This is a genomic window from Hymenobacter coccineus (genome assembly GCF_001816125.1).
GTDB lineage: Bacteria > Bacteroidota > Bacteroidia > Cytophagales > Hymenobacteraceae > Hymenobacter > Hymenobacter coccineus.
This window is the reverse complement of sequence record NZ_MDZA01000044.1, coordinates 21,282-33,531: the sequence shown is the minus strand read 5'-3', so window position 1 is coordinate 33,531 and position 12,250 is coordinate 21,282. Positions and strand designations below refer to the sequence as shown.

12 protein-coding genes are annotated in these 12,250 nt (G+C 62.6%); 1 reads left to right on the top strand and 11 read right to left on the bottom strand.

Features of this window, described 5'->3' with window-relative positions:
* Position 1 precedes the first annotated feature (1 nt).
* The 11 genes from BEN49_RS30035 to BEN49_RS03665 all read right to left on the bottom strand — a co-directional run bounded on the left by BEN49_RS30035 (position 2) and on the right by BEN49_RS03665 (position 9,553).
* Positions 2-1,894: an efflux RND transporter permease subunit gene (locus BEN49_RS30035; RefSeq protein WP_070740940.1), complete on the bottom strand. Its 1,893-nt coding sequence runs from the start codon at positions 1,892-1,894 to the stop codon at positions 2-4.
* Positions 1,887-3,251 carry an efflux RND transporter permease subunit gene (locus BEN49_RS30030; RefSeq protein ID WP_262490172.1) on the bottom strand — a complete coding sequence of 455 codons (1,365 nt, stop codon included), beginning with the start codon at positions 3,249-3,251 and terminating at the stop codon, positions 1,887-1,889. The genes BEN49_RS30035 and BEN49_RS30030 overlap by 8 nt, the downstream gene beginning before the upstream one ends.
* A 148-nt stretch (positions 3,252-3,399) precedes the next feature.
* Positions 3,400-3,786, bottom strand: a complete 387-nt coding sequence (locus BEN49_RS03705; RefSeq protein WP_070740938.1) for an HYC_CC_PP family protein — start codon at positions 3,784-3,786, stop codon at positions 3,400-3,402.
* A gap of 174 nt (positions 3,787-3,960) precedes the next feature.
* The gene (locus BEN49_RS03700; protein ID WP_070740935.1) at positions 3,961-4,431 is read right to left on the bottom strand and encodes a DUF305 domain-containing protein; all 471 of its coding nucleotides are present in this window, start codon (positions 4,429-4,431) and stop codon (positions 3,961-3,963) included.
* A gap of 35 nt (positions 4,432-4,466) precedes the next feature.
* Positions 4,467-4,988 carry a hypothetical protein gene (locus BEN49_RS03695; protein ID WP_070740932.1) on the bottom strand — a complete coding sequence of 174 codons (522 nt, stop codon included), beginning with the start codon at positions 4,986-4,988 and terminating at the stop codon, positions 4,467-4,469.
* A 45-nt stretch (positions 4,989-5,033) separates the two neighbouring features.
* Positions 5,034-5,822, bottom strand: coding sequence for a hypothetical protein (locus BEN49_RS03690; protein ID WP_070740929.1), 789 nt, complete (start codon positions 5,820-5,822; stop codon positions 5,034-5,036).
* Between the two features lie 42 nt (positions 5,823-5,864).
* Positions 5,865-7,202, bottom strand: a complete 1,338-nt coding sequence (locus BEN49_RS03685) for a hypothetical protein (protein WP_070740926.1) — start codon at positions 7,200-7,202, stop codon at positions 5,865-5,867.
* Between the two features lie 200 nt (positions 7,203-7,402).
* Complete coding sequence (locus BEN49_RS03680) at positions 7,403-7,612, bottom strand: heavy-metal-associated domain-containing protein (protein ID WP_070740923.1); 210 nt, start codon at positions 7,610-7,612, stop codon at positions 7,403-7,405.
* Between the two features lie 138 nt (positions 7,613-7,750).
* Positions 7,751-8,083 (bottom strand): four-helix bundle copper-binding protein, encoded by a 333-nt coding sequence (locus BEN49_RS03675; protein WP_070740920.1) that lies wholly within the window; start codon positions 8,081-8,083, stop codon positions 7,751-7,753.
* Between the two features lie 48 nt (positions 8,084-8,131).
* On the bottom strand, positions 8,132-8,701 hold the full coding sequence (locus BEN49_RS03670; protein ID WP_070740917.1) for a helix-turn-helix transcriptional regulator: 570 nt from the start codon (positions 8,699-8,701) through the stop codon (positions 8,132-8,134).
* Between the two features lie 375 nt (positions 8,702-9,076).
* Positions 9,077-9,553 (bottom strand): hypothetical protein, encoded by a 477-nt coding sequence (locus BEN49_RS03665; RefSeq protein ID WP_070740914.1) that lies wholly within the window; start codon positions 9,551-9,553, stop codon positions 9,077-9,079.
* A 421-nt stretch (positions 9,554-9,974) separates the two neighbouring features.
* On the opposite strand from BEN49_RS03665, the gene BEN49_RS03660 reads away from it, so the two are divergent.
* On the top strand, positions 9,975-12,239 hold the full coding sequence (locus tag BEN49_RS03660; protein WP_070740911.1) for a heavy metal translocating P-type ATPase: 2,265 nt from the start codon (positions 9,975-9,977) through the stop codon (positions 12,237-12,239).
* The last annotated feature ends 11 nt before the right edge of the window (positions 12,240-12,250 follow it).

Sequence of the window (12,250 nt, the reverse complement as noted above, 5' to 3'; positions counted from 1 at the left end):
ATTAATGGGTTATCGCCAGCACGTCCAACTTGCCAAACTTGCGCAGCTCGTACTCTTTGGTCATCAGGAAAATCAGCGGCGTAACCAGTAGAATGTGGGTCGAGGACGTGAAAACCCCGCCAATCATGGGCAGCACGATGGGCAGCATCACGTCGGAGCCCGTGCCGGTGGCCCAAAGCACCGGCACGAGCCCGAACAGCGCCACCGAGACGGTCATCAGCTTGGGGCGCAGCCGCTTGGCCGCGCCGTGAAACACGGCATCGCGCAAATCCTGCTTGCTGATGGTCTCGCTCGAATTGCCCTTGGCGGCCACCAGCTGCTGCATGGCGTCGTTGAGGTAGATGACCATGATAACGCCTGTTTCCACGGCCAGCCCGAACAGGGCGATGAAGCCCACGGCCACCGCCACCGACAGGTGCACCCCGTAGAAATACACCATGTAGGCCCCGCCGATGAGGGCGAACGGGATGGTAACTAGACTCAGCAGCGCCTCGCGCACCGAGTGGAAAGCGAAGTACAGGCAGCCGAAAATTACCACCAGCACAATAGGCAGAATGAAGAGCAGCGTGCGCTGCGAGCTGATGAGGTTTTCGTACTGCCCGCTCCATTCCAGGTAGTAGCCGGCGGGCAGCTTGCCCTGCATGGCTTGTACCTTTTTCATGGCCTCGCTCACGGTGCCGCCCAGGTCGCGGCCCCGCACGTTGAAGAGCACCGCCCCGCGCAACTGGGCATTTTCGGAGTTAATCATGGGCGGGCCGTTTTCGAAGCGCAGGGTGGCCACGGCCGACAGGGGCACCGGCCCGTAGGCGGTGGTCTGAATCGGGATGCGGCCCAGCGCGGACAGGCTGTTGCGGTAGTCTTCGGCCAGGCGCACGCCGATGGCGAAGCGCCGCCGGCCCTCCACGGTGCTGGCCACCGGGGCCCCGCCGATGGCCATTTCCACCACCTCGTTCACTTGGTCCACGGTGAGACCGTAGCGGGCCAGCTGGTCGCGCTTCAGGTCAATTTGCAGGTACTTGCCGCCCGTGATGGGGTCCACGTACAGGTCCTGCACGCCGGGTACGCCGGTTAGCGCCGCCCGCACCCGCTGCGACACGTTGTAAATCGTGTCGAGCTGCTGGCCATAGACTTTCACACCCACGTCGGTGCGGATGCCGGTGCTCAGCATGTTGATGCGGTTGATGATGGGCTGGGTCCAGCCGTTTACTACCCCCGGTATTTGCAGCTTGCCGTTCAGCTCCTCAATGAGCTTGGCCTTGGTCAGGCCTGGCCGCCATTCGGCGCGGGGCTTGAGTTGGATGATGGTTTCAATCATGCTCAGCGGGGCGTTGTCGGTGGCGGTGCTGGCCCGGCCGGCCTTGCCGAGTACGCCCTTCACCTCGGGCACCTGCATGATAATCTTGTCCTGCACCTGCAAAATGCGCTTCACCTCCGTGTTCGATACGTCGGGCTGGGTGATGGGCATGAACAGAATCGAGCCCTCGTCGAGCGGCGGCATGAACTCGGTGCCCAGGCTCAGCAGCAGCGGAATGCTGATGGCCAGCAGCAGTAGGTTGATACCGATGGTGGTTTTGCGCCAGGTCAGGCACCAGTTGATGAGCGGCGCGTACACCCGCTCCAGGCCCCGGTTGATGGGGTTCTGCTCCTCGGTTTTGAATTTGCCCTTCATAAAAAAGGACAGCAGCACCGGGGCCAGCGTCACGGCCAGCACCGCGTCGATGAGCAGGATAAAGGTCTTGGTGTAGGCCAGCGGGTGAAACAGCTTGCCCTCCTGCCCGGTGAGCAAAAACACGGGCAGAAACGAGGCTACGATGATAATCGTGGAGAAGAAAATGCCCCGCGACACCTGCTGGCTGGACTTCTCAATAATGGCGAGGCGCTCGTCGTTAGTCATGGTGAACGGGTTCAGGCGTGGAAAGAGGAACAGCTTGCTTGGGCGAAAAACCAGGCGACGAACCGGGTGGCGCACCCGCCGCGGCTTCTTCGGCGGCCTGGTGCAGGGCTAGGTTGCGGTAGGCATTCTCGGCCATCACGATGCCATTATCGACAATGACCCCAATGGCCAGGGCAATGCCGGTGAGCGACATGATGTTGGACGAGATGCCAAAAGCGTTGAGTAGAATGAAGCTGGCGGCGATGGTAATCGGAATCTGGAGCAGGATGCTCAGGGCACTGCGCCAGTGGAAGAGGAACACCAGCACGACCAGCGACACCACGGCCATTTCTTCGAGCAGCGTGTGCTTGATGTTGGCCACCGACTCTTCGATGAGGCCGCTGCGGTCGTACACGATGTCGAACGAGACGCCCGCCGGCAGGCCCTTGGCCACCTCGGTCATCTTGGCCTTCACGCGGGTGATGACCTCGTCGGCGTTCTCGCCGTAGCGCATCACCACGATGCCACCCACGGCCTCCCCCTGCCCATTGTGGTCGAAGATGCCGAGGCGGCTCTCGCCCGTCATCTGCACCGTGCCGAGGTCGCGTAGGCGCAGCGGCACGCCGCCAGGGCGGGTGAGGACCGGCACGTTTTCCAGGGTGGCCACGTCCTGGATGTAGCCGCTCGTTTTGATGATGTAGCCCGTGCCACCCTGCTCGAATTTGCGGCCGCCGGCCTCGTTGTTGTTGCTGCGCACGGCGGCCAGCACCTGCGGCAAACTCACGTTATAATAGGTGAGCTTGGTGGGGTCTACCGTCACCTGGTACTCGGGCTGGAAGCCGCCGAAGCTGGCCACCTCGCTCACGCCGGGCACGGTTTGGAGGCCGAACTTCACGTACCAGTCCTGCAACGCACGCTGCTCGCCCAGGTCCAGCTTGGGCGCGTTGAGCGTGTACCAGAGCACGTGGCCCACGCCCGTGCCGTCGGGGCCCAGGGTGGGCGTGAGGCCGGTGGGCAGCAGGCGCTGGGCGTAGTTGAGGCGCTCCAGCACCCGCTCGCGGGCCCAGTAGATGTCGGTGTTGTCGTTGAAAATGACGTACACGAAGCTCATCCCGAACATGGAGGCGGCGCGCACGGCCCGTACCTGGGCCAGCCCTTGCAGGTTGGTGACGAGGGGGTAGGTCACCTGGTCCTCAATAATCTGCGGCCCGCGCCCCGCCCACTCGGTGAACACGATTACCTGGTTTTCCGACAGGTCGGGAATCGCGTCAATCTTGCTGGCCCGGATGGAGAAGATGCCCCAGACCAGCAGCCCCGCCGCCAGCAGCAGCACCACGCCCCGGTTGCGCAGGGAGAGGGAAATAAGTCGTTCAATCATTTGATTAGCAGCTAACAGGCGCGGTATCCCGGTGAGGGAATGGCGTGCTTTTTCGAGCATTACCGGCCGGCAGCCAGTTGCTCAAGAAACGACACGCGCGAAAGCCCCACGGCCAAAAAGGCCGGGGGCACCAGGTAACACCCAGAAGCTAAATCAGGAAGGCATGGCCCCGCACGTAGGGGGGGCAGGCGGGCGGCGGGGCAGCAGTAGCCCGTAGCAGCGCAGCCGGCTCATCGGCCGGGTAGGTGGGGGTAGGCAGGCGGTAGGCCAGCCGTAGTGCGGGCGGCGCGGGCACTACCAGGAGCACCGGCAGCTTGAGCTGTGCGGTGCTGAGCTTCACGTCCTTGAGAGTGCTGCTCAGCTTTTTGTCGTGGCAGCAGCCGGCCGGCTTTTTGGGCACCGGGCAGCAGCAAGCCGCCTCGCTGGTCACCGAAACTTCCGTCAGGGTTGGCCCACAGAAGTGCATGCTGTACACCAACCCAGGGCTGGACAGCAGGTAACTTAGCAGTAGGAACAGGCTGAGGAAACGTTTCAAGTCAGCAGAACAACGAGTTAGCAGAATAAATTGCCGCCTGCAAAGGTACGGCGGCTGACCAGCGCAGGATTTACAGAATTCAGCCGCGAGGCTTGCATAATTTGCGCCCCTACCCCCGGCCCAAGCGGCCGGCCGTGACGCGCGGGCATGGGCGCCCCAGCCGGTGCCCGCGCCTTACTGCGCGGCCCGTTCCCGTTCTAGCCGGGCGAGCATTCGCTTCATCTGCTTGATTTCGCGCTCCTGCGCCGCAATAATGCTGTCGGCCAGCTGGCGCACTTCGGGGTCCTTGATATCGGCGCGCTTGCTGACCATGATGGCGATGGAGTGGTGCGGAATCATGGCCTTCATCCAGAGCTTATCGCCAATGAAGGTTTGGGAGCGCACCATGACGAGGGCCACCACGAACAGCACCAGGCTACCCCCCATAATCAGGGTATTGCGCTGCTTGTTGGGGTACATGCTCCACATGAAGCCCATCATAATCAGCGTCATGGGCACCAGCATAAGCAGGGCCATGTACACGCGGGTGAGGCTGAAATACACGTGGTCCCACTCGTAGACGTTGAGGTACATCACGGCGTACATGGCCACCAGGGAGGTGCCCAGCATCAAAAAAAAGCGCGAATAAGGTTTTTTGTGCTCCATAATAAAGGGGGAGGATATGAAAATCGGCGTGGGCCCTACCCCACCTGCGCTTCGTGCTGCCGACGCAGCGGCACGTCCAGTAGCATGGGCACGCCCTGAATGAGGGCCAGCAGGATGAACTCGTACCCTTCCAGCAACTCGTGGTTGACCAGCATCAGCCCCGCCCCGACCAGATTAAGCAGCGCGGACCCGGCGTAGAGCCCCTTACGGGAGCTGCCATCCACCACGGCGGCCGTATAGGCAAACCCGGCCGCGCCGAACAGGAACCACAGCGTATGAAAGCTGAAGTGCATTAGCGGCTTGGACTCGGCGGCGTGGGCCCCGAAGTTTTCGACCATCGCCAGCACCGTGGCCCCGGCCCACACCCAAACCAGGGCGTTGGCCCGGCGCCCGAGTAGCAGCGACAACACCACCGGCACGAGCATGGCCCCGGCCCAGGTCCAGAGGATGGCGGCGTGCGCGTGGTGCAGCGCCCGGCCGAAGTATTCGGTGAGCAGGTAGGCCCCGGTGACGGTGAGTCCCCACCACAGCAGCAAGGATTGGCGAGTAATGTTCATGAGGAGAAGGTTGAAGCAGGAGAGTGCCCCGCCGGCCGGGCCGGATTAAAATGCGTGCTGCAAGCCCAGGGTGGCCGTGAACTTGTCAGCGTCGGTGCCCAGGCCCGCGGCAGCCCCGGCGCTGAGGACCATTCGCGGATTCATCTGGCGGCGGATGCCGGCCTCCACGGACGACCCCATCTCGCCCCGGAAGCGGCGCTGTTCCCGCACAAAGTCCACGACCAGCGACGACTGCGGCGCAATGCGTGTGGAGTAGCCCACCAGCAGGGCGAAGCGGTCGAGGCGCTCCTCTTTCAGTTGGCCGCCTTCGGCCTGCACGCCGGGCTGGCTGTTGTGGAAGTAGGCCAGGTTGAGGTGCAGGCGGTTGAGGGTGCCCAAAAAGCTTTTGGTGAGGATGAAGCGCCCGTTGTAGTCGGTGCCCGCGCTGCGCAGGCCGGTGGGCAGCGTGAGGGTGCCGGCCAGGGCCACGGCGGGCAGGTACTTGCCTTCGGTGTTGAAGTTGTAGAGGCCTGACACCTGCACGTTGCCACTGCCCGAACGGTCGCCGTTGCCCGAGTACACGGGCACGGCCACGGCCAGCTGGGTATTGCGGAAAGGGCCAAACTCCAGCGTGGGCGTGTACTGCACCAGATTATCGCCCTGCCGGCTGCGCTGGTAGCGCACGGGCAGTTGCAGTTCGCGGTTACCGTAGGCCGTGGGGTAGGCGTCTTCGAGGCGGGTGGGCAGGCCGGCATCGAGGTTTATCTGGTCGGATTGGGCGTGGGCCAGCGGGGCCAGGCCCAGCAGGCAGAGCGCTGCCAGCAGCAGGCCGCGCAGGGTAATAGACTTGTTCATAAGAAGATAACTCGGGAGATGAAAAGGAAAACGACGTCGGCACTAGCGGGCCAGCGGGGCCAGCGTGGGCTCTTGGCTCATGTCGAGCGGCGGCACGTCGGGCATCGAGCCGTGCTTCTCCTGCCAGCCCTTAAGCATGGCGTCGCGCATCATGTCGGGCGTTTTGCCGGGTTCCAGGGCCCCCGGCATCATCTTCATGCCAGGCATCATTTTCATCATGGCGTCGTGCAGCGAGCCTTCGATTTCACCGGGCTCCATGCCGGGGCGCATCTTCATCTGAAACTGCGCCATCATCTTCTCTTTCATATCCGGGGCCATATCGGGCATCATCAGGGGCATCATTTCCATCATCATCTCCATCATAATTTTCGACATTGCCCCTTCCGGGCCGGCCATCCAGGCGGGGTACTGGCGCGGGTCCACGTCGGGGTAGGGCAGGTCGAACTTGCGCACGTACTTTTCGTCGCCCGGCTGGTAGCTCATCGCATCAATAACGCGGTACAGCTCGTCGCGCTGCTGCTGCTCGGTCCAGCCCTCGTAGCTGAGGATGTCGTAGGCCAAGCCGTGCAGCATGTGCAGGTTGTCGAAGATGTTGGCCGACTCGGGCGACATGCGCGCATAGCGCGGCATCAGCTCCCGGCTGAGAATCATGCGCTGGGGACGGTTCTTGTACACCTCGTTAAACATGAGGTCGTTCACCGCTTTCAGTGCGGCCTCCTGGCCGCCGCTGGCGTTGCCGCTCAGCATTTGGGCCTCGTAGATGGCCGGGTGCCACCAGTGCGCCACCCAGGCCTGGGAGTTGGACTTGGGGTAGAAGTTGCGGTAGTAGGTGAAGTAGGGCTTCATCATGCAGGCCGCCCGGCGCATGGTGATGTCGAGCGGGGCCACCGAGCGGGCCACGTCTTTATTGCGGGCCAAGTAGAGCTTCACGGCGCGGTCGGTCCACTGCTTTTTCTTGTCCCAGGCCACGCGCTGGCTGGCCATGATGTCGTAGGTCTGCTCGTGGTGCTGGTGGGTCCAGTCGATGGTGCGAAACAGCTTCCAGGCCACCCGCGCCGTGTAGGGCCCGAACAGCTCCATCGAGGGACCCACTTTTGACTTCTTGTTTTTCACAAAGTCGAACACCGCCGCATCAAAGTCGGCATCAACCTTTTCGCGGTCGGCCAGCTTGGTTTGCAGTAGCACGTCGTGCTCGCGGCCGTGGTGGAAGTGGAAGCCCGCCGACAGGACTTCGGATTCGCCGTGCCGGCGGAAGAACGCGGCGTTGTAGGGCCCCCGAATGTAGCTGACCTCCTTGCGGGGCTCGGTGGTGGTGTGGCTGGCCGAGCACGCCGCCAGCAGCAGCCCTAGTCCCGCCCCGGTAATAAACTTGAATGCCATAGTAGTGAGCTTATTAATCTGGTGCCCGTGAGGGCAGTTGGTTGAAAAGAGTTGATTTTACGGCCCTGGGCAGGGGTAGATTTGTCGCAGTTTCCACGGCTGGTTGCATAATTTCGAGCACGCTTCAGCTTATCACTACCCCCCGTATAAAACAAAAAACGCCCGGTAGCACCGGGCGTTTTTTGTTTTATACGGGGGACCTAGGCCGCCTGAATCCTGAAGCCGGCATTCTCAACGGCCTGCACAACTTGCTCCGAAGTAAGCTGGTCGGAACTGACCGTGAGAATCTTGTCGGGGTTAGCGGTATCTACCTGCCAATTGCCAGCTCCGGCCTGCTGGTTAAGGGTAGGCGTAACGGATTTAATGCAGCCGCCGCAGTTGATATTGGTTTTGAATTGAAGCGTTTTCATGACGAATGGAGCTAGGGGGACACCGGTGGTCCGTGTAAATAGAACACGCGAAGCCCGGCCGGGTGCTGCCAAAACGTGTAGGATTGCGCTGCTGGCTAGCATGATTTCCCGGCCAAGACTATTCCTTGCGCCGTTGCACTAAGCGGCCAGGCCCGCCCGGCATGCTTCTTCGCAGCGGCGGCAGGCCGCGGCGCACTCCTGGCAGTGCTGCATGTGGGTATGCTGGGCGCATTCGTCGCCGCAGGCTTTGCAGATTTCGGCACACTCCTGTAGTAGGTGTTGGGCATGGGCAGAATCGCGGGCCACGAAGCGGGCCGTGAGGGCGCAGATGTCGGCGCAGTCCCGGTCGAGGCGGATGCAGCCAACCATCATTTTTACATCGTCTTCCTGCAAGCAGGCGGTGGCGCAGTGTTCGCAGGCGGCCACGCAGGCGTTGAGGGCGTCGAGTAGCGATTTATTTTGGGTAGGCATGGGAAAGGCAGTTAGCGATGAATGATTTCCCTTCGGTATACACGGCCCCTAGCTACCCGGTTTTGCGTTATTCGCCCGTCCGCTTGCACTATTTAGCAACTCCGCGTCCAGCGCAGCCGCTTTGGCGGTGGAAAGCAGCTGCTGCCGGTATGCGGACGGGGCGCACTGCGCAAACCGCCGAAACTGCCCGGAAAAATGCGCCAGGCTGCCGTAGCCCAGTAGCCGGGCCAGCCGGCCGATGCCCAGCGGGGAAGCGCCCAGCAGCTCCTGCGCGTAAGCCAGCCGCTGGTGCGTGACGTAGCTGAGCAGGCTCTCGTGGCCGGGCAGCCGGGCAAACAGGCGGTGCAGCTGGCGTGCATTTACGCCCAGCTCCTGCGCCAGCGTGGAAATGAAGTCGTGGTGCCGCAACGTGCCGGGGCGGCGCAGCAACTCATTAACCAGCTTTTTCACCTGCGCGGCCAGCACGTGTTGCGGGTTTTCTAGTAGCGCAAACCCGGCCGCCGCTAGCGCGGCCTGAATGCGCACCCAGTCCAACTCCTGGGCCTGGCCAGCCACCGTAGCTGCCCCCAGGCGCACAGCAAGCACCCGCAGCCCCAGGCTTTCTAATTCGCGCCGCACGACGCGAATACCACGCGAGCAAACCATGTGCTTAATGTAAAGCACACAGCGGCCACTGCCGGGCATAAGGGAATGGTCAGAAGCCATGATTGATTTTTAGGGGCGGGCGCCACCGGATTCCGGCCGGCTTAGTGGCTGCGAGGCTTACGCTACCTTGGCCGCGTGGGCATTTAGCGGTAAAGACTAGGCATCCCATTGCTGCCTGAGCACGAAACTCATGGCGACCGCAACGTGGCGTAGGCCTGACAGCGCGGAGGGAAGACCCAGAAAATGCGAGGGAGGAAGCGTGGTCAGGCCACGCCGACGAGCAAACGAAAAGGCTCGCGCCGGCCATAGCGTAGCTATGCCGACGCGAGCCTCAGCGCGTCAGAAAAATCAGATAGTCAGCGACTGAACAAAAATGCGGATGTCGGGTATTTTGGGCTTCAAGTGCCGAGGTGGCACCAACGTAACCGCCTGAGTGCGGTCCCACTGACTGGCCTGGGGCCGGAAATGAAACGCAATAGCCGCTGGTAACACGGCTGGGGCGGGCATAAGCAGTTGCTTCTGCCCAGGCGAGTTCAAAGACGAAAGCAGTGAGGCCGACTTGTCCTTGCAACAGTCGTGGCGGGTGGTCGATTTAGACGAATGGCCCTTGTGCTTGCCGGGGTGTTCCGCTGGGTCGCCGTGGCCGTGGCAGCCCGGATGCGCGGGCTTTTCAGCGGCTTTGTGGTGCGCCAGGCCCGCCGCGTGCGGGGCCACTGCCACCGGGTTTACCGTGGCGCACCAGCACTGCCCCACGAACACGTTGACGAAGACGAGCAGGAAGCTCGTCGCCAGCAAACGGCGGAAGGGGAACAGGGTACGGAACATAACGGGCACGAAGCAACCGCAAAAATAGGCCTGGCTCCGGTGAGGAGTTGGCTCATTTAGTCAACTACAAACCCCGCAAAGGGTTTCGCGCCCGGCCACCAGGGGGAGTAAGCCGAAAGAAAATGCGGCACTGGGTTGTTTTTTAGGCTATTCCGCAAGGGTAGTGGGCTGTTGCCAAACACTATTCGTTGCCAGGATTATGCAAGTGCGCAGCCGGAATTTATGAGTTCGCAGGGGCTAGCAACGACAAATAAACCGGGAATTAGCTAGCTGCAAACGGCGCTACTATCCGTCAAATTATGCAATTCTGCGGCGGTATTCAGTACCAACTTCGCCGGGGGAGCGCCGTTCCTTTACAACGTGGTTGTGGGCTTGCTCTGCTGAGGGCTTGGGCCCAGCAGCCACGTAGTAACCTGCTGTTATGGAACCAACTACCAAAACCGAAACCCTCGACATCGAAGGCATGACCTGTGCCTCGTGCGCCTCGGCCGTAGAAAAGTCGCTGAGCCGGGCTCCCGGCGTGCAGCGCGCACTGGTCAATTTTGCCACCGAAAAGGCCACCGTGCAGTACGTGCCCGGCCAGGCCAGCCCGGCCACCCTGAAAGAAGCCGTCGTTAATGCCGGCTACGGCGTGACCGAGCGGGCCCCCAACACCAGTGCCGCCGAGCGTAGCGCCGAAATCGACCGCCAGAAGGCCCTGGCTTACCAGCAGCTCAAACGCCGCTTCTGGGTGGCCGTGGGCTTGGTCGTGGCCATTATGCCGCTGAGTATGCTGATGCTCTGGCCCGCCCTGATGCAGCGCGTGAATACGCAGTGGCTCAACTACCTGCTGCTGCTGCTCACGCTGCCCGTGCTGGGCTACAGCGGGCGCGAGTTCTACGTGTCGGCTTGGAACGGCTTCAAGCACCGGTCGGCCAACATGGATACGCTCATTGCCGTGGGCACCGGCGCGGCGTTTGGCTACAGCCTGGCGGCAACTGTCGTACCGGGTTTCTTCACCAGCCGGGGTATCGTGCCGGAAGTGTACTACGATACTACGGCTACTATCATTGCCCTGATTCTGCTGGGCAAGGTGCTGGAGCTGCGCGCCAAAACCCAGACCTCGGCCGCCATGAAGTCGCTCATCGGCCTGCAAGCCAAAACGGCCCGCGTGGTACGGCCCGGTGGCCAGGAAATAGACGTACCCATTGAGCAGGTGCAGCTCGGCGACATCGTGGTGGTGCGCCCCGGCGAAAAGGTGGCTACCGATGGCCGCATCACCGAAGGCCAGTCGTCGCTCGACGAAGCCATGCTCACCGGTGAGAGCCTGCCGGTGGCAAAGCGCACCGGTGACCCGGTGTTCGGGGCCACCCTCAATAAGACCGGCTCCTTCCGCTTTGAAGTAACCAAAGTGGGGGCCGACACCATGCTTTCGCAGATTGTGCAGCTGGTGGAAGACGCCCAAGGCAGCCGGGCCCCCATTCAGCGGCTGGCCGACAAGGTGAGCGCCATTTTCGTGCCCACGGTGGTCGTCATTGCCATTCTGACGTTTGTGCTCTGGTTTGATTTGGCCCCGGCGGGCACGCGCCTGCCGCTGGCGCTGGTCAACTTCGTGGCCGTGCTCATCATTGCCTGCCCCTGCGCGCTGGGACTGGCTACGCCCACGGCCATCATGGTCAGCACTGGCAAAGGCGCCGAGCACGGGGTGCTGATTCGCAACGCCGAAGCGCTGGAAAAAGCTTACCAGGTGAACACCGTGCTGCTGGACAAAACCGGCACCATCACCCGCGGCGAGCCGGCCGTGACGGACTTTGTAGCCCCCGGTCAGGACGTACCGCGCCTGTTGCAGCTGGTAGCCGCCGTGGAGCGGCAGAGCGAACACCCGCTGGCCGAGGCCGTGGTGCGTCACGCCGAGGCCCAGGGCAGTGGTAACCTAGCCGCCACTGGCTTCCGGGCCGTGGAGGGCAAAGGAGCGGCGGCCACCGTGGACGGCCAGGCCGTACTCATCGGCAACCGGCGCCTGCTCACCGACGAGGGCGTTACCCTTTCGCCTGAACTGACAGCACAGGCCGAACAGCTGCTAAGCCAGGCCAAAACGGTGCTCTACGTGGCCGTGGCCGGGCAGGCCGTAGGCTTGGTGGGCGTGGCCGACACCGTGCGCGACACTTCGGCCGCTGCTATCAAAAAGCTGCAATCCCTGGGTATCGAGGTGGTAATGATGACGGGTGACAACCCCCAGACGGCCGCCCAGGTGGCGGGCCAGGTGGGCATCACGCGCTACTTCGCCGAAGTGCTCCCGGCCGATAAGGCCGGCAAGGTGAAGGAGCTGCAAGGCGAGGGGCGCGTCGTGGCTATGGTCGGCGACGGCATCAACGACGCGCCCGCGCTGGCCCAGGCCGACATCGGCCTGGCCATCGGCTCGGGCACCGACGTGGCGATGGAAGCGGCCGGCATCACCCTCATGCGCTCCGACCTGCATGGCGTGGTCACGGCCATCGAGCTGAGCCGCCAGACCATCCGCACCATCAAGCAGAACCTGTTTTTTGCCTTCATCTACAACACGCTGGGCATTCCCATCGCGGCCGGGCTGCTCTACCCCTTCTTCGGCATCCTGCTCTCGCCCATGCTGGCGGCGGGCGCGATGGCCCTCAGCTCGGTATCGGTGCTGACCAATTCCTTGCGCCTGCGTTCTTTCGACAACCACTAACCTTTACTAGC